Source organism: Mesorhizobium sp. M4B.F.Ca.ET.214.01.1.1 (assembly GCF_004791545.1).
GTDB classification, from domain to species: domain Bacteria; phylum Pseudomonadota; class Alphaproteobacteria; order Rhizobiales; family Rhizobiaceae; genus Mesorhizobium; species Mesorhizobium abyssinicae.
In genome coordinates this window covers 325345-348925 of sequence record NZ_SRUX01000005.1, presented here as the reverse complement: position 1 = coordinate 348925, position 23581 = coordinate 325345, and the positions used below count along the sequence as shown (strand labels likewise).

The window sequence follows — 23581 nt, the reverse complement described above, 5'->3', positions numbered from 1 at the left end:
GGTTCGCAAAACCCCTGGTCAGTTCGCCGCCGCGGTCTGCGCGGAGCCGATGGATGCGGTGACATTGGTGACGAGCGCCTTGACCGATGCGGCCGTGGCGTCGAAGACGGGCGCGGGATAGACGCCGAAGAAGATGACCAGCACCACCAGCGGGTAGATGATCGCCTTCTCGCGCGTCGACAGGTCCAGCAGGCCCTTCAGGCTGTCCTTGGTCAGCGAACCAAAGATCACCCGGCGGTAGAGCCAGAGCGCGTAGGCCGCCGACAGGATGACGCCGGTGGCGGCGAAGAACGCCACCCAGGTGTTGACCCGGAACACACCAAGCATGGTCAGGAATTCGCCGACGAAGCCGCTGGTGCCGGGCAGGCCGACATTGGCCATGGTGAAGACCATGAACACGGTGGCATATTTCGGCATGTTGTTGACCAGCCCGCCATAGGCGTCGATCTCGCGCGTGTGCATGCGGTCGTAGATGACGCCGACGCACAGGAACAGCGCGCCGGAGACGAGGCCGTGGCTGAGCATCTGGAAGATCGCGCCCTGCACGCCTTCCTGGTTCATGGCGAAGATGCCCATGGTGACGAAGCCCATATGGGCGACCGACGAATAGGCGATCAGCTTCTTCATGTCCTCCTGCATCAGCGCCACCAGCGAGGTGTAGATGATGGCGACGACCGAGAGCGTGAATACCAACGGCGCGAACATTTCCGACGCCAGCGGGAACATCGGCAGCGAGAAGCGCAGGAAGCCGTACCCGCCCATCTTCAGGAGGATCGCGGCCAGGATCACCGAGCCCGCCGTCGGCGCCTCGACGTGCGCGTCCGGCAGCCAGGTGTGCACCGGCCACATCGGCATCTTCACCGCGAAGGAGGCGAAGAAGGCGAGCCACAGCCAGGTCTGCATGTTGGCCGGGAAGTTGTGCGTCAAAAGCGTCGTGATGTCGGTGGTGCCGGACTGGTAGAACATCGCCATGATGGCGAGCAGCATCAGCACCGAACCGGCGAGCGTGTAGAGGAAGAACTTGAACGAGGCGTAGACGCGCCGCTTGCCGCCCCAGACGCCGATGATGATGAACATCGGGATCAGGCCGGCCTCGAAGAAGACGTAGAACAGCACGATGTCGAGCGCGCAGAAGACGCCGATCATCAGCGTTTCCAGGAGCAGGAAGGCGATCATGCAGGCCTTGACCCGCTTCTCGATCGCTTCCCACGACGCCAGGATGCAGAGCGGCATCAGGAAGGTGGTGAGGATGACGAACAGCATCGAGATGCCGTCGACGCCCATGTGGTAGGAAATGCCCGAATCCAGCCAGGCGGCCTTCTCGACGAACTGGAAGCCGGCCTGCGAATTGTCAAAACCCTTCCAGATGAACAGCGAGATGACGAAGGTGATGCTCGTCGTCCACAGCGCGATGGCGCGGATGTTGCGGCGCGCGTTTTCGCTGTCGTCGTTGATGAACAGGATGAGCAGCACCCCCACCAGCGGCAGGAAGGTGACCAGCGAGAGGATTGGCCAGGCGGTCATCAGAGCATCATCCAGGTGACGAGTGCGGCAACGCCGATCAGCATGGCGAAGGCGTAGTGGTAGAGGTAGCCGGTCTGCAGCTTGACGACGCGGTTGGTGACATCGACGACGCGCGCCGAGACCCCGTCAGGCCCGAGCCCGTCGATAATGGCGCCGTCGCCGGTCTTCCACAGGAACCTGCCGAGGCGCTTCGCCGGCCGCACGAACAGGACGTCGTAGAGCTCGTCGAAATACCACTTGTTGAGCAGGAAGGCGTAGAGCAGGCGATGGTTGGCGGCGACGCTGGCGGGCAATTCCGGCGAGCGGATGTAGAACTTCCAGGCAACCGCGAAGCCGATGACCATGGCGATGAACGGCGCCAGTTCGACCCACAGCGGCAGTTCGTGGATCTCGTGCAGGATGTGGTTGTCCGGCAGCGTGAACAGCGATGCCTTCCAGAACTCGGCATAACCCTCGCCGATGAAGGCGCCGTGGAAGATGATGCCGGCAAACAGCGCGCCCGCGGCCAGGATGAACAGCGGCACCAGCATCACCGGTGGCGATTCATGGACATGGTGCATGACCTCGTGGCTGGCGCGCGGCTGGCCGTGGAAGGTCATGAAAATCAGCCGCCAAGAGTAGAATGAGGTGAAGGCCGCGGCAACGACCAGCAGCACGAAGGCGGTGCCGGCAAACAGATTGTGGCTGGCGAAGGCGCTCTCGATGATGGCGTCCTTGGAGAAGAAGCCGGCGGTGCCGATGACCGTCACCGGGATGCCGACGCCGGTCAGCGCCAGCGTGCCGATCACCATCATCCAGTAGGTCTTCGGAATGAGCGTCCTCAGGCCGCCCATGTTGCGCATGTCCTGCTCGTCGGAGACGGCGTGGATCACCGAGCCCGAGCCGAGGAACAGCAGCGCTTTGAAGAAGGCGTGCGTGAACAGATGGAAGATCGCCGCGCCATAGGCGCCGACGCCGAGCGCCACGAACATGTAGCCGAGCTGCGAGCAGGTCGAATAGGCGATGACACGCTTGATGTCGTTCTGGACCAGGCCGACCGTGGCCGCGAAGAAGGCGGTGAAGGCGCCGATGAAGGTGACGACCGTCAGCGCCGAATGCGACAGCTCGAACAGCGGCGACAGCCGGGCCAGCATGAACACGCCTGCCGTCACCATGGTGGCGGCATGGATCAGCGCCGAGACCGGCGTCGGGCCTTCCATGGCGTCGGGCAGCCAGGTGTGCAGCGGCACCTGCGCCGACTTGCCCATCGCGCCCATGAAGAGGAGCAGGCAGACCACGGTCATCGCCGAGTGCTTGTCGAGCGCATAGCCAAGGAAGGTGAGCACGGCGGCGCCGTGCTTGGCGCCCTCCGCCGGAACGAAGCTCGCCGCATTGGCGAAGATGGTGCCGAGATTGACCGAGCCGAACAGCACGAAGACGCCGAAGATGCCGAGAGCGAAGCCGAAATCGCCGACGCGGTTGACGACGAAGGCCTTGATCGCCGCGGCATTGGCAGACGGCTTCTTGTACCAGAAGCCGATCAGCAGGTAGGAGGCGAGACCGACGCCTTCCCAGCCGAAGAACATCTGCACCAGATTGTCGGCCGTCACCAGCATCAGCATGGCGAAGGTGAACAGCGACAGATAGGCAAAGAAGCGCGGCCGGTTCGGATCGTGGTGCATGTAGCCGATCGAGTAGATGTGGACCAGCGCCGACACGGTGTTGACGACGACCAGCATCACCACCGTCAGCGTGTCGATCCTGAGCGCCCAGGACGCGTCGAGCCCGCCCGACTGGATCCAGCGCAGCACCGGTACGGTGAACACCTCGCCTTCGCCGAAGCCGACCGAGAAAAAGGCGATCCACGACAGCACGGCCGAAATCACCAGGAAGCCGGAGGTGATGTATTCGGACGCCTTGGCGCCGAGCGACGTGCCGAACAGGCCGACGATCAGGAAGCCGAGCAGCGGAAGGAAGACGATCGCTTGATACATGACTGTCCCGTCAACCCTTCATCATGTTGACGTCTTCGACCGCGATCGAGCCGCGGTTGCGGAAGAAGACGACGAGAATGGCAAGACCGATCGCGGCCTCCGCAGCGGCGACCGTCAGCACGAACAGCGCGAACACCTGTCCGACGAGATCGCCGAGCGCCGCCGAGAAGGCGACGAAATTGATGTTGACCGCCAGCAGGATCAGCTCGACCGACATCAGGATGACGATGACGTTCTTGCGGTTCAGGAAGATTCCGAACACGCCGAGCGTGAACAGGATCGCCGATACGGTGAGGTAGTGCGCGATGCCGACGACCATCTCAGATGCCCTCGCCCGATTTGACCTTGCGGATTTCCATGCCCGTCGCCGGCGTGCGGCCGACCTGGGCTGCGATCGATTGCCGCTTGACGCCCGGCTTGTGGCGCAGCGTCAGCACGATGGCGCCGATCATGGCGACCAGCAGCACGAGGCCGGCGATCTGGAAGTAATAGAGGTAGTCCGTGTAGAGGATATCGCCGAGCGCGGCCGTGTTGGTGCGCTGGGCGAGATCCGGAATGGGCTTGGCCACCGTCGACGCCAGCTGTGGCGCGAAAGTGTAGCCGCCGAGCACGACGATCAGCTCCGCCGCCAGGATCAGCCCGACCAGCGCGCCGATCGGGGCGTATTGCAGCGCGCCTTCCTTCATCTCGGCGAAGTCGACGTCGAGCATCATGACGACGAACAGGAACAGCACCATGACCGCGCCGACATAAACGACGAGCAGGATCATCGCCAGGAACTCGGCGCCGGTCAGCATGAACAGGCCGGCGGCGTTGAAGAAGGTCAGGATCAGGAACAGCACCGAATGCACGGGGTTGCGCGACGAAATGACCATGAACGCCGACGCCACCGCGACAAAGGCGAAGAGGTAGAAAAAGGCCGCCTCTAGTCCACTCAGCATGGGGTTCCCCCGGGTTCCTGTCCAAACAGGACGTTCGTCCTGTTTGCTCTTTCTGGCTTCGTTTCCGCCTCCGGTTACGAAGCCGCGTTGTCCTTAGACGAGGCCCCTCGCCCCGTCCATGCGTCAAATGTCAGCGATAGGGTGCGTCCAGCGCGATGTTGCGCGCCAGTTCGCGCTCCCAGCGGTCGCCGTTCGCGAGCAGCCTGTCCTTGTCGTAGTAAAGCTCCTCGCGCGTCTCCGTCGCGAATTCGAAATTCGGCCCTTCGACGATGGCGTCGACCGGGCAAGCCTCCTGGCAGAAGCCGCAATAGATGCACTTCACCATGTCGATGTCGTAGCGTACGGTGCGGCGCGTGCCGTCGTTGCGGCGCGGGCCGGCCTCGATGGTGATCGCCTGCGCCGGGCAGATCGCCTCGCACAGCTTGCAGGCGATGCAGCGTTCCTCGCCGTTCGGATAACGGCGCAGCGCATGCTCGCCGCGGAAGCGCGGGCTGATCGGCCCCTTCTCGTGCGGATAGTTGATCGTCTCCTTCGGCGCGAAGAACTGGCGCATCGACAGGAAGAAGGCGCTGACGAAATCCTTCAGCAGCAGCGCCTTTGCGGCTTGAGTTAGTGCACCCATTTGCCACTCCCAAACGCGACCAACGCAATGGTCGCGAACATGACACCCAATATGAGCGGATAAGCCGTCAAGACGCGCTTGACGAAATGCTCGTCCAATTGCTTCACCTCATCGGATAGGGGAAAGCCAAAAAGGCTAGTTTGCCTTTTCCGGTATCGCTCGAGTGGAGCCCCAGAGCGCGTCATAAGCCACCCCACCAGGACTCCAAAAGCGCCGCCTAACACCAAGACCACCAAGTCGCCCATCACGCAAATCCCGTGAGCTTGAGGAAGGCGGCGGTGGCGATGACCATGAACAGCGAGATCGGCAGGAAGACCTTCCAGCCCAGCCGCATCAGCTGGTCGTAGCGGTAGCGCGGCACGAACGCCTTGACCATGGAAATGCCGAAGAACACCAGGCAGACCTTGAGCACGAACCAGATCAGCCCCGGCACCCAGGTGAAGGGGGCGAAGTCGAACGGAGGCAGCCAGCCGCCGAGGAACAGTATGGTGGCCAGCGCGCACATCAGGACGATGGCGACATACTCGCCGAGGAAGAAGAGCAGGAACGGCGTCGACGAATATTCGACCATATGGCCGGCGACCAGTTCCGATTCGGCCTCCACCAGGTCGAAGGGCGGACGGTTCGTCTCGGCCAGCGCCGAGATGAAGAAGATGACGAACATCGGGAACAGCGACAGCCAGTGCCAGTCGAGGAAGGTGTTGGGCAGGCCAAGCCTTGTGCCCAGCCCGTCATGCTGCGACATGACGATGTCGGACAGGTTGAGCGAGCCGACGCAAAGCAGCACGGTGACGATGACGAAGCCGATCGAGACTTCGTAGGACACCATCTGCGCGGCCGAGCGCAGCGCGCCGAGGAACGGATATTTCGAATTGGACGCCCAACCGCCCATGATCACGCCATAGACCTCGAGCGAGGAGATGGCGAAGACATAGAGGATGCCGACATTGACGTTGGCGATCGCCCAGCCCTCGTTGACCGGTATCACCGCCCAGGCCGAGATCGCCAGCACCGCCGACACCAGCGGCGCCAGCAGGAAGACGCCCTTGTTGGCGCCGGACGGGATCACCGGCTCCTTGAAGACGAACTTCAACAGGTCGGCGAAGGCCTGCAGCGTGCCCCAGGGGCCGACCACATTCGGACCGCGGCGCAACTGCACCGCCGCCCAGATCTTGCGGTCGGCGTAGAGGATGTAGGCGACGAAGATCAGCAGCACGACGATCAGCACGACCGACTTCAGCAGGATCAGCAGCGCCGGCAGCACGTAGAAGGAGAAGAAGGTTTCCATGCTTATTCCGCCGCCTGCTTGAAGCCGCCCTTGGCCAGCGCCGAGCATTCCGCCATCACGGCAGAGGCTCGCGCGATCGGGTTGGTCAGATAGAAATCCTTCACCGGCGAGGTGAAGGTGCCCTTGTTCAGCCGGCCGCCGAGCTTCGCCACCTTGGCGATGTCGTCGGCGCTGCCGGCCAGAACCTGGTCGATGCGGGCAAGATGCGGATACTCGCCATAGAGCCTGGCGCGCAGCTGCGGCAGCGAATCGAACGGCAGCTTCTTGCCGAGCACATCCGAGAGCGCCCTCAGGATCGCCCAGTCCTCGCGTGCGTCGCCCGGAGCGAAGCCGGCGCGATTGGTCTGCTGCACGCGACCTTCCGTGTTGACGTAGGTGCCGGACTTTTCGGTGTAGGCCGCGGCTGGCAGGATGACGTTGGCGCGGTGCGCGCCGGCGTCGCCATGCGTGCCGACATAGACGACGAACGCGCCGCCGGTCTTGGCCATGTCGATCTCGTCGGCGCCGAGCAGGAACAGCACGTCCGTCTCGCCGAGCATGGCGGCGACGCCCTTGCCGCCCTCGCCCGGCACGAAGCCGAGGTCGAGGCCGCCGACTCTGGCCGCGGCGTTGTGCAGCACGGCAAAACCGTTCCAATCGGCCCGGGCGGCATTGACCGCCGTGGCAAGCTTGGCCGCCTGGCCGAGCACTGCCGCACCGTCGGCGCGCGCCAGCGCGCCCTGGCCGACGATGATCAGCGGGTGCGTCGCCTTCTTCAGCACCTGGAAGAACTTGCCGTTGCCGTCGGCCAGGTCCTTCAGCGATTCCGGACCGGCGCCGATCTGCTCATAGTCGTAGCGCGTGTCGCCGACCTCGCCGATGACGCCGACCGGCAGATTGCCGATGCGCCAGCGCTTGCGGATGCGGGCATTGAGCACCGAAGCCTCGAAGCGCGGATTGGCGCCGATGATCAGCACCGCGTCGGCCTGCTCGATGCCCTCGATGGTCGGATTGAAGATGTAGCTGGCGCGGCCGAGCGGCGGATCGAGCGCGGCGCCATCCTGGCGGCAGTCGATATTCTTCGAGCCGAGCGCCGCCATCAGAAGCTTCAGCGCATAGATCTCCTCGACCGCGGCGAGGTCACCGGCGATAGCGCCGATCCGCTCGGGCGCCGTCTTCGACACCTCGTCCCTGATCGCGGCGAAGGCTTCCGCCCAGCTTGCCGCAACGAGCTTGCCATCCTTGCGCACATAGGGGCGGTCGAGGCGCTGCGTGCGCAGGCCGTCCCAGATGAAGCGGGTCTTGTCCGAGATCCATTCCTCGTTCACCGCCTCGTTGACGCGCGGCAGGATGCGCATCACCTCGCGACCGCGGCTGTCGACGCGGATCGCCGAGCCGACCGCATCCATGACGTCGATGGATTCGGTCTTGGTCAGCTCCCACGGCCGCGCCTGGAAGGCGAACGGCTTGGAGGTCAGCGCGCCGACCGGGCAAAGGTCGATGACATTGCCCTGCAGCTCCGAGGTCATCGCCTGCTCGAGATAGGTGGTGATCTCTGCATCCTCGCCGCGGCCGATCAGGCCGAGTTCGGAAATGCCGGCGACCTCGGTGGTGAAGCGGACGCAGCGCGTGCAGTGGATGCAGCGGTTCATCACCGTCTTGACCAGCGGCCCGATATACTTGTCTTCCACCGCGCGCTTGTTCTCGTGGTAGCGCGAGGAATCGACGCCGAAGGCCATCGCCTGGTCCTGCAGGTCGCATTCGCCGCCCTGGTCGCAGATCGGGCAGTCGAGCGGATGGTTGATCAGCAGGAATTCCATCACGCCTTCGCGGGCCTTCTTGACCATCGGCGTGTTGGTGAAGATTTCCGGCGCCTCGCCATTCGGCCCGGGGCGCAAATCGCGCACGCCCATGGCGCAGGAGGCCTGCGGCTTGGGCGGGCCACCCTTCACCTCGATCAGGCACATGCGGCAGTTGCCGGCGATCGACAGCCGCTCATGGAAGCAGAAGCGCGGCACTTCCGCGCCGGCGTCCTCGGCCGCCTGCAGCAGCGTGTAGTGGTCGGGTACAGTGATCTCTTTCCCGTCGACCTTGAGCTTTGCCATCTCGCCTCAAACCTCTGCGGACGTCCCGCAATCCCTCTTTGCGGGCGCGACCAGAGCCGCGCCCGGCATTGAATTTCAACCCTTGGCCGCCAGCGCCGTTGCCTGGCTGGTCCAGTCGTCGCGGCCGACGCGGCCGGCGAGCGACAGATAGTCCTCGACCCAGGCGATCTCTTCCGCCGTCCAGGCCGCGATCTGGCCGTATGACCAGATGCCGAGGCCGTTGAGCACCTTCTCCAGCTTCGGGCCGATGCCCGAGATCGCCTTGAGGTCGGCCGGCTCCACCGGCCTGTCGATGGCCTTGGGCTGCCTGAAATCCTCCGGCATCAGCCCGGCCGCGGCACTGCTGGCCACCGTGTCGGCGCCGCCGGTGTCTTGCGCCTTCTCGACGCTGGTCTGGGCGATGTCGGTCACGTCCCTGGCGAAGGTCTGCGCCTCGGCGATCAGCGTCTTTGCCGCCTTGCGCGCCTTGGACGAGGTCTTCTGGGCTTCCGCGAGCTCCTCGCTCCGCGCCTCGAAATCGTCGACGATCGGCTGGAACAGCCGCTGCGAGGCTTCTGCGGCGCCCGAAAGCGCGCCCAGCCAGACACCGAAGGCATGATTGGCCAGCCCGATGCTTATCGCCGACATGGCGGCGACTCCAGCAACAGGGTGCGCCAGGAGATTGACGGCGCTGGCCATCTCCTTAGGCATCATCCTGGTCAGATCCTGGTTCATCTTCTCCAACTGTTCCATGTCGGGCATCAGTGCATAGGGTATCGAATACAGCGCCATCGAGTGCTCCTGGTCGTTTCTTCGTATGCCCCGCCCGTTATTCCTGTCGCCGGGCTTTCGCCCGCAATTCCAACCTTACTCCGCCGCCACCATCACCGGCTCGACCCGGTGCGCGTTGCGCGAAAACTCGTCGATGCGGCGCTCCACCTCGCCGCGGAAATGCCGCATCAGGCCCTGGATCGGCCACGCCGCCGCGTCGCCCAGCGCGCAGATCGTGTGGCCCTCGACCTGTTTGGTGACGTCGAGCAGCATGTCGATCTCGCGCTTCTGCGCCTCGCCGCGCACCAGCCGCTCCATCACCCGCCACATCCAGCCGGTGCCTTCGCGGCACGGCGTGCACTGGCCGCAGCTCTCATGCTTGTAGAAGTAGGAGAGCCTGGCGATCGCCTTCACGATATCGGTCGACTTGTCCATCACGATGACCGCCGCCGTGCCGAGGCCGGATTTCAGGTCGCGCAGCGCATCGAAATCCATCGGCGTGTCGATGATCTGCTCGGCCGGCACCAGCGGCACCGACGCGCCGCCCGGAATGACCGCCAGCAGATTGTCCCAGCCGCCGCGGATGCCGCCGCAATGCGTGTCGATCAGCTCGCGGAACGGGATAGACATCGCCTCTTCGACCGTGCACGGATTGTTCACGTGGCCGGAGACGCAGAACAGCTTGGTGCCGACATTGTTCGGCCGGCCGAAGGACGAGAACCAGGCCGCACCGCGCCGCAGAATGGTCGGCGCCACCGCGATCGACTCGACATTGTTGACGGTGGTCGGGCAGCCATAGAGGCCGACATTGGCCGGGAATGGCGGCTTCAGCCGCGGCTGGCCCTTCTTGCCTTCGAGGCTTTCGAGCAGCGCCGTCTCCTCGCCGCAGATATAGGCGCCGGCGCCGTGGTGCATGTAGACGTCAAAGTCGTAGCCGGAGGTGTTGTTCTTGCCGATCAGCTTGGCCTCGTAGGCCTCGTCGATCGCCCGTTGCAGCGCCTCGCGCTCGCGGATGAACTCGCCGCGCACATAGATGTAGGCGGCGATCGCGCCCATGGCGAAGCCGGCGAGCAGCGCGCCCTCGACCAGCGTGTGCGGGTCGTTGCGCAGGATGTCGCGGTCCTTGCAGGTGCCGGGCTCGGATTCATCGGCGTTGATGACCAGGTAGCTCGGCCGCCCGTCGCTCTGCTTGGGCATGAACGACCATTTCAAGCCGGTCGGGAAACCGGCGCCGCCGCGGCCGCGCAGGCCCGACGCCTTCATCTCGTTGACGATCCACTCGCGGCCCTTGGCGACCAAGCCAGGCGTGTTATCCCAGGCGCCGCGCGCCATCGCGCCGTTGAGCGACTTGTCGAAGAGGCCGTAGATGTTGGTGAAGATGCGGTCTTTGTCCTGAAGCATGGTTCGTCCCTCAGACCGGCTTCTTGCCGAAGACGCGGATGTATTCGGCGACCCCGCCCTTGGCGAGCGCCTTGGCCTGCTTGACCCAGTCGTCGCGCTCGATGCGGCCCTTGAAGTTCAAGTAGCCGTCGACCCATTCGCGCTCGGCCTTCTTCCAGGATGCTACCTGCGCGAAGGTGTAGATGCCGAGCGAATGCAGCGTGCCCTCGATCTTCGGACCAACGCCGGAGATCAGCTTGAGGTCGTCGACCGCGGCGGGCCGTTCTATGCCGGCGGGCCGGTTCTTGTCGTCGAGCGAAGGTTTTGCGGCGGCAGGCTGCTTGGCTTCCGGCGACTTGAAGGCGGCAACCGGCTCGCCCTTGTTCTTCGGTCCGTTGCGCTGCTTCGAGACCCCCTCGACTTCCGGCGAGGCCTTGTTGGCGTTGGCGGCGGAATGCCGCGGCGCTGAGACGCTAGCCGCTCTTTCCACGGCCGGCGCGACCTTGACCGGCGACGGCGTCTTCAGCGCCGGGCTGGTCTCGGGCGCGTCGGTCTTCGGCTTGCTGGCCTTGGAGGGCGCGACCGGGGCAGCCGGCGCCGGCACCGGCGCCGCGATGATCGCATCCGGCGCCGCCTTGGCGGCCTTGGCCGCCGCCTTGGCTTCCTTCTCGCGCGTCGACTTCAGGATCGCCTTTTCGCTCTTCAGCGTCGTCAGGCCAGTGGCCGGCTCCGAGCCGGTGCGGCCGTTCTGCGGGCCAGGCGTCACCGAGGCGCCCTTGCCGCCCTCATAGAGGTCGATGATCTCGGCCAGCCGCTCCGGCGTCAAATCCTCGAACGTATCCTTGAAGATCATCACCATCGGCGCGTTGACGCAGGCGCCGAGGCATTCGACCTCCTCCCACGACAGCGTGCCTTTTTCATTGGTGTGGAACTGGTCGTGATGGATCTTCGAGCGGCAGACATCCATCAGCGCTTCCGAGCCGCGCAGCATGCAGGGCGTGGTGCCGCAGACCTGGATGTGCGCGCGCGTGCCGACCGGATTGAGCTGGTACTGCGTATAGAAGGTCGCGACCTCGAGTCCGCGGATGCGCGGCATGCCGAGCATATCGGAGATCGTCTCGATCGCCGCCTTCGTCACCCAGCCTTCCTGTTCCTGCGCGATCATCAGCAGCGGAATGATGGCCGACTGCTCGCGGCCCTTCGGATATTTCTTGATCCACTGCTTGGCCGCCGCCGTATTCGCCTTGTTGAAGGCGAAGGAAGCTGGCTGGACGCTGGCATCTGCGAGACGGCGGACTGACATTTAGCGATCGACCTCACCAAAGACGATATCGAGCGAACCGAGCACGGCGGTGACGTCGGCCAGCATGTGGCCCCGGCACAGGAAATCCATGGCCTGCAGATGCGCGAAGCCCGGCGCGCGCAGCTTGCAGCGGTAAGGCTTGTTGGTGCCGTCGGAGACGAGATAGACGCCGAACTCGCCCTTCGGCGCTTCGACCGCCGCATAGACCTCGCCGGCCGGCACGCGATAGCCTTCGGTGTAGAGCTTGAAGTGATGGATCAGCGCTTCCATCGAACGCTTCATCGCCGCGCGCTTCGGCGGCACCACCTTGCCGTCGAGGTTCGACACCGGCCCGGTGCCTTCCTTGCCGAGCAGCAGGTCGACGCACTGGCGCATGATCTTCGCCGACTGGCGCATCTCTTCCATGCGCACGAGGTAGCGGTCGTAGCAGTCGCCGTTCTTGCCGATCGGGATGTCGAAATCCATCTCGGAATAGCATTCGTAGGGCTGCGATTTGCGCAGGTCCCAGGCCGCACCCGAGCCGCGCACCATGACGCCCGAAAAGCCCCAGGCCCAGGCATCGGCCAGCGACACGGTGCCGATATCGACATTGCGCTGCTTGAAGATGCGGTTGGGGGTGAGCAGCGCGTCGAGGTCGTCGATCGACTTCAGGAACGGATCGATCCACTTGCCGATGTCCTCGACCAGCTTCTGCGGCAGGTCCTGGTGCACGCCGCCGGGGCGGAAATAGGCCGCATGCATGCGCGAGCCCGAGGCGCGTTCGTAGAACACCATCAGCTTTTCGCGCTCGACGAAGCCCCACAGCGGCGGCGTCAGCGCGCCGACGTCCATCGCCTGCGTCGTCACATTGAGGATGTGCGACATAATGCGGCCCATCTCGGAATAGAGCACGCGGATCAACTGGCCGCGCTTCGGCACCTCGATGCCGAGCAGGCGCTCGGCGGCCAACGCGAAGGCATGCTCCTGGTTCATCGGCGCGCAATAGTCGAGCCGGTCGAGATAAGGCACCGCCTGCAGATAAGTCTTGGCCTCGATCAGCTTCTCGGTGCCGCGATGCAGCAGTCCGATATGCGGATCGACGCGGTCGACCACCTCGCCGTCCAGCTCCAGCACCAGGCGCAAAACGCCATGCGCCGCAGGGTGCTGCGGTCCGAAGTTGATGTTGAAGTTGCGGACGGAGGTTTCAGCCATTGTGGCGCCTCTGGCGAAGAGTCAGTAGTGAGTAGTGAGTAGTGATCATCAGCTCAACGCCTACTATTCCGCCTGTTTCGCCTGCACCGTTCTGATCAGAGATCGCATCATTTTCCCAATCTCTTCGCATCGCAGCAGCAGTTCAGTCTCGTTGTCTCGCTCCAGCATACCGACACGGCACGCCAACAATATGTGAGTTTCTAGTTCCTTCAACGAACCCTGCGCCATGCGCAGAAATTGAACGAACGAGCCTCTGTTCTCACGACCGTACCCCTCAGCGATATTAGCGGCGATCGATACCGCCGAGCGGCGCATCTGGGAGGTCATTCCATAGATCTCGTCTTTCGGAAAACCTTTGGTGACGCGATAGCAATCTTCGGCGAGAACCATCGCCGCTTGCCACACCATCAGGTCGCGATAAGATTCGATCCGCTTTCCCAATTCCTTCCCTACTGACTACTGACTACTCACTGTTTCGCCTTTTCATCCCCCGGCAGCACGTAGTCGGTGCCTTCCCACGGGGAAAGAAAATCGAAATTGCGGAATTCCTGCTTGAGCTCGACCGGCTCGTAGATCACGCGCTTGGCCTCGTCGTCGTAACGCACCTCGACAAAGCCGGTCAGCGGGAAATCCTTGCGCAGCGGGTGGCCCTCGAAACCGTAGTCGGTGAGGATGCGCCGCAGGTCCGGATGGCCGGAGAACAGCACGCCATAGAGGTCGTAGGTCTCGCGCTCGAACCAGTCGGCACCGGGATAAACGGCGGTGAGCGAGGGAACCAGTGTCTCCTCGTCGGCCTGGACCTTCAGCCGGATGCGGACATTCTGCTTCGGTGACAACAGGTGATAGACGACGTCGAAGCGCCGGGCGCGCGACGGATAGTCGGCACCGCTGACGTCGATGAACGAGACGAACTGGCAACGCGCATCGTCGCGCAGGAAAGTCGCCACCTCGATCAGGCTGCCCGGCTCGACGGAAACCGTGAGCTCGCCATAGGCCAGCACGGCTTCGCCGATGCGGCCAGTGAGCTTCTCGCCGAGATAGGTGGAGAGTTCGTTCAACTTCTGGCTCATCGGCTCACCGCTCGATCGTGCCGGTGCGGCGGATCTTCTTCTGCAACAGAAGAATGCCGTAAAGCAGCGCTTCCGCGCTCGGCGGACAGCCGGGCACATAGATGTCGACGGGCACGACGCGGTCGCAGCCGCGCACCACCGAATAGGAATAATGGTAGTAGCCGCCGCCATTGGCGCACGAGCCCATGGAGATGACGTAGCGCGGCTCCGGCATCTGGTCGTAGACCTTGCGCAGCGCCGGCGCCATCTTGTTGGTCAGCGTGCCGGCGACGATCATGATGTCGGACTGGCGCGGGGACGCGCGCGGCGCGACGCCGAACCGCTCGGAGTCGTAGCGCGGCATCGAGGTGTGGATCATCTCGACCGCGCAGCAGGCGAGGCCGAAGGTCATGAACATCAGCGAGCCGCTGCGCGCCCAGGTGATCAGCGCCTCGGTCGAGGTGACGAGGAAGCCCTTGTCGGCCAGATCGTTGTTGATCTCGAGGAAAAACGGATCATCCTGCCCCACCGGCCGGCCGGTGTTGGGGTCGATGATGCCCTTGGGCTTCGGCGCGACGAGGGTGCCTGAACTGTCGTTCAATCCCATTCCAGCGCTCCTTTTTTCCATTCATAGGCGAAGCCGATGGTCAGCACCGCCAGAAACACCATCATCGACCAGAAACCGAGCATGCCTATCTTCGAGAACGACACCGCCCACGGGAACAGGAAGGCCACTTCCAGATCGAAGATGATGAACAGGATCGACACCAGGTAGAAGCGGATGTCGAACTTCATGCGTGCGTCGTCGAACGAATTGAAACCGCATTCATAGGCGGAAAGCTTTTCCGGGTCGGGGTTGCGGTAGGCCACCAGGAACGGCGCCGCAAGCAGCGCCAGGCCGACGACAAGCGCCACGCCGATAAACAGGACGATGGGCAGATACGAACTCAAAAGTGCGTTCATGCTGCGGCTTTCCGTTGGCGGTCAATCCACGTTGATTACAGCAACCGATCCTATTGCGGAAGCGTGACAGATTCACCGCTGAACCGTTTTAAGGGCCTATGCTGCAACGCGGCGAGGGTTAGCGCAGCGCTTTCGGCGAAGCAAGTCAAACCTTGTTCAAAACGCGGCGCTGGACGCCAGACGGAAGAAACTGGTCCGATCCGCTCCTGTTTGATTTCCTTCGCTTTTTACTCCACTTTTCTCTCCTGACATATCTCCCGCCATTTGCTGCTAGCATGGCTGGAATCATTGACTGGAAATTCGGGTAGACGGATCGGGGCAAGGCTTCTGGATGAAGGAAAAGATATCTCTCGCGATGGCTAGGCGCATCGCGCTCGGCGCGCAAGGTTTCACCGACCCGCAGCCGGGCGGCACGCCGGACCGCCGCCACCTCGCCCGCGTGCTGTCCCGCACCGGCCTGCTGCAGATCGATTCCGTCAGCGCCGTGGTGCGCGCGCACTATATGCCGCTCTATTCGCGCCTCGGCCCCTACCCGCTTTCCCTGCTCGACAACGCCGCGCTCACGCGCAAGCGCACCGTCTTTGAATATTGGGCGCATGAGGCCTCCTTCCTGCCGGTCGAGACCTGGCCGCTGCTGCGCTGGCGCATGCAGCGCGCCGAACAGGGCGAGGAAATGTATCTCGGACTGGCGAAATGGGGCCGTGAGCAGCGCCAGATGATTGACGAGATCTACAACGAGGTCGCCGAACGCGGGCCGATCGCCGCCTCCGACATAGAAGGCCACAAGGGCAATGGCGGCTGGTGGGGCTGGAGCGCGGCCAAGCACGCCTTCGAATGGCTGTTCTGGGCCGGCCGCATCACCACCGCCTACCGGCGCGGCTTCGAGCGCTACTACGATTTGCCGGAGCGCGTGCTGCCGCGGGCCGTGCTCGACCTGCCGGTTCCCTCCGTCGAGGACGCGCATCGCGAATTGCTGCGCATTTCCGCCCGCGCGCATGGCATCGCCACCTATAGCGACTTGCGCGACTATTTTCGTCTGGCGCCCGGCGATACTAAGGACCGGATCGAGGAACTGGTCGAGACGGGCGATCTGCTGCCGATGCGGGTCGAAGGCTGGGACAAGCCGGCCTATCTCCACAAGGACGCCCGCATCCCGCGCAAGATCGAGGCACGCGCCCTGCTCGCGCCGTTCGATCCCGTCGTCTTCGAACGCACCCGCACCGAAAAGCTCTTCGACTTCCGCTACCGCATCGAGATCTATACCCCGGCCGAAAAGCGCCAATACGGCTACTACGTGCTGCCCTTCCTGCTCGGCGACCGGATCGTCGCCCGCGTCGATCTCCGCGCCGACCGCCCGGCGAGCGTGCTGCGCGTCCACGCCGCTTATGCTGAGCCTGATACGCCGCCGGAAACTGCGGCAGAACTCTTCGAGGAGCTCAAGCGAATGCAGGGCTGGCTTGGCCTCGAGAGCATCGAAGTGACGCCGGCCGGCGACCTCGGCCCGGCGCTGGCAGGCCTTAGCGCGTCGTAGACGTGCGTTGACAGGCCCACACCCGTAAGCCTAAATCCGCCGCAGACGGTCTTCTCCCGGCAAAGGGAGGGGCCAAGAGGGAATGCGGTGCGGGATCGAGAATCCCAATTCCGCGGCTGTCCCCGCAACTGTAAGCGATGAGCCTCGGCCGAAAACCACTGGGATGGTCCCGGGAAGGCGGCAACCAAGGCGATGACCCGCGAGCCAGGAGACCTGCCGTCTGAGACAGATGAATCCGATCGCCTGGCGGGTTTTCCGGGCAAGGAGCCTGATTTGGAGCGCGACAGCAGTTTTCCGGCTGACAGAGCGGACATACCGTCCGACGACGGCGAAGCCTTGGCGGGCGTGACCGTCATCGTCTGCTCGTCCTGCCGCGACGAAACGGGTTCCGATGCCCATCCGCGCGCCGGCGCGCTGCTCGCCGAGGACACGCGCCGGGCTGCTTCCGGCCAGGACATACGCATCCGCACTGTCGAATGCCTCGGCAATTGCAAGCGTCGCCTAAGCGCAGCGCTTCTGCGTGACGGCTGCTGGAGCTACGTCTTCGGCGACCTGACAGCGACCAGCGGCGCCGACCTCGTTGCTGGCGCAAAGCTCTTCGCCACCTCGACCGACGGCCTCATCCCGTGGCGCGGCCGGCCCGATTCCCTGAAGCGCGGCCTTGTTGCCCGCATCCCTCCCTCGACCTGCTGAAGGACTGACCATGACCGCATCCGTCTCCCGAGTTCCCTGCACCGTCGTTACCGGCTTCCTGGGCGCCGGAAAGACGACGCTGATCCGCAACCTGCTCGAGAACGCCAAAGGCAAGCGGCTGGCGATCATCGTCAACGAGTTCGGCGATGTCGGCATCGACGGCGAAATCCTCAAGGGCTGCGGCGTCGATGCCTGCCCGGAGGAAAACATCGTCGAACTGGCCAATGGCTGCATCTGCTGCACCGTCGCCGACGATTTCGTGCCGGCGCTCGACCAGATCCTGTCGCTGACGCCGAAGGTCGACCACATCCTGATCGAAACCTCCGGCCTCGCTCTGCCCAAGCCGCTGGTCCAGGCCTTCCAGTGGCCGAGCGTGAAGAGCCGCGTGACCGTCGATGGTGTCATCGCCGTGGTCGATGGCCCGGCACTGGCCGAAGGCCGCGTCGCCAACGACATGGACGCCCTGCAGGCGCAGCGCGCGCAAGACGAGACGCTCGACCACGACGATCCGGTCGAGGAAGTGTTCGAAGATCAGGTCGCCTGCGCCGACCTGATCATCCTGTCGAAGAGCGACCTGATGGACGCCGCCGGTTCGGCCCGTGCCAACGCCATCATCAACGAACACTCCGCCCGCGCCGTGAAGATCGTGCCGACGTCGCACGGCAAGGTCGATCCCTCCGTGCTGCTGGGGCTTGGTCTTGCCGTGGAGGACGACATCGAGAACCGCAAATCCCATCATGACGGCGCATTCGACCACGAACATGACGACTTCGACACTTTCATTGTCGACATTCCATCGATCGCCAATCCGGACGAGCTCGCAAAACGCGTCGCCGCCGCCGCCGAAGAGGAAAACGTGCTGCGCGTAAAAGGTTTCGTCGAGGTCGGCGGCAAGCCGATGCGGCTTTTGCTGCAGGCCGTCGGGCCGCGCGTCAACCACTACTACGACCGCGCCTGGACGGCCGAGGACGATCGCCGCTCGCGCCTCGTCGTCATCGGCCTGAAGGGGCTGAACCGCCCGGCGATCGAGCGTATCCTCGCCGGCTGAGGCAGACCCGAACCAAGATGCACATCCTCACCACCACATCCGCCTCGCTCGACGATCTCGCCGAGCCTGTCGATCTCAGGCAGACGCCTGCGGATGTCGTGGCGCTGTCCTTCACCGACAGCGATCTCTCGGGGCTCGCGGCTGCATGGAAGGCCGACGCGGAACGATTGCCCTCAATGCGGCTCGCCGCGTTGCGCGATCTCCGCCATCCGATGTCCGTCGACCTCTGGATCGACAGCGTCGCCCGCCATGCCAACGTCATCCTGGTCCGCATTCTCGGCGGCTATGACTGGTGGCGCTACGGCTGCGACCAGCTCGCCGCGGTCGCGCGCGAACGCGGCATCAAGCTGGCGCTGCTGCCCGGCGAAAGCCACGACGAGGACCTGCGGCTGATCGAGGCCTCGACCCTGCCGCGCGCCGAGCTGGACGGATTGCTCGGCTATTTCCGCGAAGGCGGGCCTGCGAATATGACAGCGCTGGTGAAGAGGCTGGCGCGGCTGGCTGGGTCGGATGAGGCGGTTGCCGAGCCGGTCTGCGTCCCGAAGGCTGGGTACTACGAGCCGGGCCTGGGAGTTGTCGAAAAACCAGTCCTATCGAGCGTCGGCGCTCCTTCGCCCCCCTCTCTGTCCTGCCGGACATCTCCCCCTCAAGGGGGGAGATCAGCCGTCACCGACCCCGGCGCCCCTTCTTCAAGGGCGTCAAAAGAGCCATCTGCAACGTCGGCGATTGGCGAAAGCGTCGACGACAGCTCAATCTCCCCCCTTGAGGGGGAGATGTCCGGCAGGACAGAGAGGGGGGCGACGAAACTCGACGCTGACAACCTCAGCACCGCTGTCATCCCCATCCTCTTCTATCGCTCGATGCTGCTCGCCGCCGATGTCGCACCGATCGATGCGCTGGTCGAGGCGTTGCGCTCGCAAGGCATCGCGCCGGTGCCGATCTTCGTTTCGAGCCTCAAGGATCAGGCGTCTCTCGCCTTTGTCGAGAACGCCCTCGCCTCACTGAACCCGGCCGCCATCATCACCGCCACTGCATTCGCCTCCGGCGCCGAACCCGGCGCGGAGACGCTGTTCGACCGTGCCGGCGTGCCGGTCTTCCAGGTCATCGTCGCCACCACGCGCCGCGAGGTCTGGGAGAAAAACCAGCGCGGCCTGGCGCCCGCCGACCTTGCCATGCATGTCGTGCTGCCGGAACTCGACGGCCGCATCCTGGCCGGCGCGATTTCGTTCAAGGGCGAGAGCGAAACCGACCCGGCGCTGGCTTTCCGCGCCTTCGCCAACCGGCCGGAGGCAGGTCGCATCGCGCAGGTCGCCAAGCGCATCGCGGCGTTCATTCGCCTGCGGCGGACCGAGCGGGCCGAGCGCAAGCTGGCGATCCTGATACCGGATTATCCGAGCGCGCCCGGCCGTACCGGCTATGCCGTCGGCCTCGACGTGCCGTCGAGCGTGCTCGCGATGCTGCATGACCTGAAGGAGGAGGGCTATGCGGTTGACGGGATTCCGCAATCGCCGCGGGAACTGCTGGATGCGCTGGAGGTGGGTGGGCAAGGCCTCTCCGTAGAGGCCTACTTCGCCTTTTCGGCCGAACTACCGAGGCCAGCGCACGATGCAATAGAGGCCGCGTGGGGCAAGGCAGAAGGGAAAGGTTCGCGCGAGGCGCCCCCCTCTGTCCTGCCGGACATCTCCCCCACGTGGGGGGAGATTGGCAGTTCCTCCGCCGGCTTTCCCCCTGCGAAGTCGGAGATTGGCGAAATCGACGGCGCGAGCCTGATCTCCCCCCTTGTGGGGGAGATGTCCGGCAGGACAGAGGGGGGCGCGACAGAACGCGAGCCTTCGCGGCTAGCGCACGAAACCCACTTCCCCTTCCGCGCAGCGACCTTCGGTAACGTCACCGTGGCACTCGCCCCCGATCGTGGCCGCTCAGTCGACCGCCGCGCCGACTACCATGACCCCACTTTGCCCCCGCGCCACGACCTGATCGCCTTCGGCCTCTGGCTGCAAAAATCGCTCGGGGTCCACGCCCTCATCCATGTCGGCGCGCACGGCACGCTGGAATGGCTGCCGGGCAAGACGGTCGCGCTCTCCGATATCTGCTTCCCCGAGATCGTCACCGGCGCGCTGCCCGTCATCTATCCCTTCATCGTCTCCAATCCCGGCGAGGCGGCGCAAGCCAAGCGCCGCATCGCCGCCGTCACGCTCGGCCACCTGCCGCCGCCGCTGACTGGTGCGGGCCTCGATGAGAACCAGCAGCGCCTCGAGCGGCTGGTCGACGAATATGCGCAGGCCGACGGGCTCGACCGTCGCCGCCGCGACCGCCTGGCCAGGCTGATCGTCGAGACCGCGCGAAAAACCGGGCTTGCCTCCGAAGCTGGCGTTGCCAGAACCGACGCGCCGGACGAAGCGCTGCGCCGCATCGACGCCTGGCTCTGTGACCTCAAGGATTTCGCCGTCAAGGACGGACTGCACGTCTATGGCCGCGCGCCCGAGGGCGAGGCTGATCCGCTGCGCAGGCAAAGCGCGAAAGCGGAAAAAGCGGCCCTTCTCGCCGCGCTCGATGGCCGCCACATCAAGGCCGGACCGGCCGGCGCGCCGGCGCGCGGCCGCTCCGACGTGCTGCCGACCGGCCGCAACCTGTTCACCGCCGACCCGCGCACCATGCCGACGCCGACCGCCTATGACCTTGGCCAGGCGGCGGCGGAAGAAGTCGTGCGCAGCTACATGCAGTTGCATGGCGACTGGCCGCGCTCGCTGGTCATCGACCTCTGGGGCTCGGCCTCGCTGCGCACGGGCGGCGAGGAGATCGCTCAAGGCCTGGCGCTGATGGGCTGCCGGCCGCAATGGGATGCCGCCACCGGCCGCGTCACCGGCATCGAGGTGCTGCCACCGGCAGCACTTGGCCGGCCGCGCGTCGACGTCACCTGGCGCATTTCCGGCCTGTTCCGCGACATGTTCCCGACCCAGATCGCACTGATCGACGCCGCCGCCACCGCCGTCGCCAGCCGCGACGAGGACGATTCCGAGAACCCGCTCGCCGCGGCGAGCCGCGCCGAGGGCAAGATCGGCCCGCGCATTTTCGGCACCTCGCCCGGCACCTACGGCGCCGGCGTCGAGGATCTTTTGTCCAGCGGCGACTGGGTCGGCCGCGAAGAAATCGGCCGCGCCTATCTCGACGCCACCTCGCATGCCTATGGCGGCGCCGACGGCGAGGCGACTTCCGCGCCCGGCGCCTTCGAGGGCCGCATCGCCGAGGCCGACCTGCTCGTCCACACCGGCGACGATCCCGGCCGCGACATCCTCGAAGGCTCGGCCGACGTTGCCTTCATCGGCGGGTTTTCGGCCGCCTTGGCAGCACTGGGCAAAAATGCCGATGTCATCGTGCTCGACACCACGGACCCGCAAAAGCCGAGGCCGCGCTCGGTGGGCGAAGCGGTGGCCAGAGTGGTCCGCGCCCGCGCCGTCAACCCGCGCTTCATTGCCGGCCAGATGCGCCATGGCCCGCGCGGCGCCTCCGAATTCGCCGAGACCGTCGACCGCCTCGTCGGCTTTGCCGAGACCACGCATGCCATATCGGGCGCGCTGATCGAGGCGGTGCACGATGCCTATCTCGGCGACGCGCACGTTCGCGCCTTCATCCTGCGCGAGAACCCGGCTGCCGCGAAGGTGATCGCGGAACGCTTCCTCTCCGCGCGACGGCGTGGCCTATGGCACCCCTTGCGGAACTCCATCGACGACGATCTCGCCGCGCTGATCGCCGAAGCCCAGCAGGTGGCGGCATGAACGCCTTCTCGCGCCGCGGCGCCTGCCCTGCCCTCAGCGCCCCGATGCAGACCGGCGACGGACTGCTGGTGCGGCTCAATCCGGTCGCTGGAGGACTTACCCCGAAGTCGCTGATCGGACTCGGCGAATCCGCCTTGCGCCACGGCAACGGCATCATGGAAGTGACCGCGCGCGGCAGTTTGCAGATCCGTGGCCTAACGGCGGAAAGCGCGCGCCTGCTGGCGGCGGAGGTGGATGCGCTGGGCATTGCCGTGCGCATCGGCGTGCCGGTCGAGACCGGGCCACTGGCGGGCATAGATCCGCAGGAGGTTGCCGATCCGCGCCCGCTCGCCGAGCGGATCAGGGCGGCCGTCGAAGAGGCCGGGTTGACGCCACGGCTGGGACCGAAGGTGTCGGTGGTTGTCGACGGCGGCGGGCAACTGGCGATGGACGCGGTCACGGCCGACGTAAGGCTGAAGGCGGTGCGGGCCGACGCGGCCGTGCACTGGAGTTTGTCTGTCGTCGGAGACGCGCGCAATGCAATGCCGCTGGCGACGGCCGACGAGGATGCTGCACGCGACATCACTGTGGCGGCACTCAGGATGGTCGCGGAAAAAGGCCGTGAGGCGCATACCCGCGACTTGTCGGAGCGGCAGCTTAATTCACTCGCAAGTTGGCACTCTGTCGCCCCCCTCTCTGTCCTGCCGGACATCTCCCCCTCAAGGGGGGAGATTGGCAGCGTCGACGCCGGCTCCCCATTTTCAACGTTGCAGATTGGCGAAACCATTGGCGAGAGCGTAATCTCCCCCCTTGAGGGGGAGATGTCCGGCAGGACAGAGGGGGGGGCCTCGCGCAAACCTATCGGCCTTTTCCCCTTGGCCGGCGACACTTTTGCTCTCGGTATCGGCCTGCCCTACGGCAGCATGCCGGCACAATCGCTCATCGAACTTGCCACGCAAGCCGCCGGCCTCGGCACCACCGAGATCCGCCTGTCCCCCGGCCGCGCCATGCTCTTCCTTGGCCTCGCCTCAGTCGCCTGCACCTCGCTGCAAACCTCCGCCGCCGCCCTCGGCTTCGTCACCGACGCCGCCGATCCGCGAATTCGCATCGCTGCCTGCCCCGGCACACCGGCCTGCGCCTCTGGCCGCATCGCCACCCGTGCCATCGCCGAAACCATCGCGGCGCAAAACAGCGACCTCCTCGACGCCTCGCTCAGCCTGCACGTTTCCGGCTGCGCCAAAGGCTGCGCGCATCCCGGCTTGGCCGCCCTCACACTGGTCGGCGACGAAAACGGAGCCGGACTTGTCGTTGGCGGGACGGCGAAGGCTCTTCCTGCCGGATACAGGCCGGGCTATGACGCCGCGCGCGGCGTTGGCGGCATCCTTGCAGCGATCCGCGCGCAACGACATCGAGGCGAAACAGCCGCCGCCTGCATGACAAGGCTTGGCGCGGCCGGCATCGCCGACATCTATCGACAGGATTGAGC

20 protein-coding genes and 1 riboswitch are annotated in these 23581 nt (G+C 65.0%); of the genes, 5 read left to right on the top strand and 15 right to left on the bottom strand.

The annotated features are described in order from the left end of the window. Positions 1-18: 18 nt before the first annotated feature. The 15 genes from EN857_RS13245 to EN857_RS13175 form a co-directional block, all read right to left on the bottom strand. Positions 19-1524, bottom strand: coding sequence for an NADH-quinone oxidoreductase subunit M (locus EN857_RS13245; protein ID WP_135858722.1), 1506 nt, complete (start codon positions 1522-1524; stop codon positions 19-21). Beyond that, positions 1524-3497 carry an NADH-quinone oxidoreductase subunit L gene (gene nuoL / locus EN857_RS13240; RefSeq protein WP_127393942.1) on the bottom strand — a complete coding sequence of 658 codons (1974 nt, stop codon included), beginning with the start codon at positions 3495-3497 and terminating at the stop codon, positions 1524-1526. The genes EN857_RS13245 and nuoL overlap by 1 nt, the downstream gene beginning before the upstream one ends. 10 nt (positions 3498-3507) lie before the next feature. Further along, complete coding sequence (nuoK, locus tag EN857_RS13235) at positions 3508-3816, bottom strand: NADH-quinone oxidoreductase subunit NuoK (RefSeq protein ID WP_019858930.1); 309 nt, start codon at positions 3814-3816, stop codon at positions 3508-3510. Position 3817: 1 nt separating this feature from the next. Continuing rightward, positions 3818-4438 carry an NADH-quinone oxidoreductase subunit J gene (locus EN857_RS13230; RefSeq protein ID WP_126054028.1) on the bottom strand — a complete coding sequence of 207 codons (621 nt, stop codon included), beginning with the start codon at positions 4436-4438 and terminating at the stop codon, positions 3818-3820. A 130-nt stretch (positions 4439-4568) separates the two neighbouring features. Beyond that, positions 4569-5060 (bottom strand): NADH-quinone oxidoreductase subunit NuoI, encoded by a 492-nt coding sequence (gene nuoI / locus EN857_RS13225; RefSeq protein WP_127392365.1) that lies wholly within the window; start codon positions 5058-5060, stop codon positions 4569-4571. A 244-nt stretch (positions 5061-5304) separates the two neighbouring features. Further along, positions 5305-6348, bottom strand: coding sequence for an NADH-quinone oxidoreductase subunit NuoH (gene nuoH, locus EN857_RS13220; protein ID WP_127284944.1), 1044 nt, complete (start codon positions 6346-6348; stop codon positions 5305-5307). 2 nt (positions 6349-6350) lie between these two features. Next, positions 6351-8432 carry an NADH-quinone oxidoreductase subunit NuoG gene (gene nuoG / locus EN857_RS13215; RefSeq protein WP_127392364.1) on the bottom strand — a complete coding sequence of 694 codons (2082 nt, stop codon included), beginning with the start codon at positions 8430-8432 and terminating at the stop codon, positions 6351-6353. 75 nt (positions 8433-8507) lie between these two features. Further along, positions 8508-9203: an NADH-ubiquinone dehydrogenase gene (locus EN857_RS13210; RefSeq protein WP_127392363.1), complete on the bottom strand. Its 696-nt coding sequence runs from the start codon at positions 9201-9203 to the stop codon at positions 8508-8510. A 75-nt stretch (positions 9204-9278) separates the two neighbouring features. Then, the gene (nuoF, locus tag EN857_RS13205; protein WP_127392362.1) at positions 9279-10583 is read right to left on the bottom strand and encodes an NADH-quinone oxidoreductase subunit NuoF; all 1305 of its coding nucleotides are present in this window, start codon (positions 10581-10583) and stop codon (positions 9279-9281) included. A 10-nt stretch (positions 10584-10593) separates the two neighbouring features. Continuing rightward, complete coding sequence (locus EN857_RS13200; protein WP_127392361.1) at positions 10594-11865, bottom strand: NADH-quinone oxidoreductase subunit E; 1272 nt, start codon at positions 11863-11865, stop codon at positions 10594-10596. After that, positions 11866-13056: an NADH-quinone oxidoreductase subunit D gene (locus EN857_RS13195; RefSeq protein WP_127286224.1), complete on the bottom strand. Its 1191-nt coding sequence runs from the start codon at positions 13054-13056 to the stop codon at positions 11866-11868. It lies immediately after the preceding gene. Positions 13057-13119: 63 nt separating this feature from the next. After that, positions 13120-13497, bottom strand: coding sequence for a four helix bundle protein (locus tag EN857_RS13190; RefSeq protein WP_127311211.1), 378 nt, complete (start codon positions 13495-13497; stop codon positions 13120-13122). Positions 13498-13523: 26 nt separating this feature from the next. Beyond that, positions 13524-14126 (bottom strand): NADH-quinone oxidoreductase subunit C, encoded by a 603-nt coding sequence (locus EN857_RS13185; RefSeq protein WP_127392360.1) that lies wholly within the window; start codon positions 14124-14126, stop codon positions 13524-13526. A 4-nt stretch (positions 14127-14130) separates the two neighbouring features. Beyond that, entirely contained in the window at positions 14131-14712 is a 582-nt protein-coding gene (locus EN857_RS13180) for an NADH-quinone oxidoreductase subunit B (protein WP_127392359.1), read from the bottom strand. After that, positions 14703-15068, bottom strand: coding sequence for an NADH-quinone oxidoreductase subunit A (locus EN857_RS13175; protein WP_010910112.1), 366 nt, complete (start codon positions 15066-15068; stop codon positions 14703-14705). Before EN857_RS13175 ends, EN857_RS13180 begins: the two co-directional genes overlap by 10 nt. A 331-nt stretch (positions 15069-15399) precedes the next feature. Between EN857_RS13175 and EN857_RS13170 the strand changes: the two genes are divergently transcribed. The 5 genes from EN857_RS13170 to cobG all read left to right on the top strand — a co-directional run bounded on the left by EN857_RS13170 (position 15400) and on the right by cobG (position 23579). Next, positions 15400-16599, top strand: coding sequence for a winged helix-turn-helix domain-containing protein (locus tag EN857_RS13170; RefSeq protein ID WP_135858720.1), 1200 nt, complete (start codon positions 15400-15402; stop codon positions 16597-16599). 29 nt (positions 16600-16628) lie between these two features. Beyond that, a riboswitch (cobalamin riboswitch) is annotated at positions 16629-16835 on the top strand. Positions 16836-16872: 37 nt separating this feature from the next. After that, a complete protein-coding gene (locus EN857_RS13165) occupies positions 16873-17292 on the top strand; it encodes a DUF1636 family protein (RefSeq protein WP_127393664.1) in 420 nt (139 codons plus the stop codon). A gap of 10 nt (positions 17293-17302) precedes the next feature. After that, positions 17303-18340 carry a cobalamin biosynthesis protein CobW gene (gene cobW / locus EN857_RS13160; protein ID WP_127393663.1) on the top strand — a complete coding sequence of 346 codons (1038 nt, stop codon included), beginning with the start codon at positions 17303-17305 and terminating at the stop codon, positions 18338-18340. 17 nt (positions 18341-18357) lie between these two features. Then, entirely contained in the window at positions 18358-22116 is a 3759-nt protein-coding gene (locus EN857_RS13155) for a cobaltochelatase subunit CobN (protein WP_135858717.1), read from the top strand. After that, on the top strand, positions 22113-23579 hold the full coding sequence (cobG, locus tag EN857_RS13150) for a precorrin-3B synthase (RefSeq protein ID WP_128346654.1): 1467 nt from the start codon (positions 22113-22115) through the stop codon (positions 23577-23579). The genes EN857_RS13155 and cobG overlap by 4 nt, the downstream gene beginning before the upstream one ends. Positions 23580-23581: the final 2 nt, after the last annotated feature.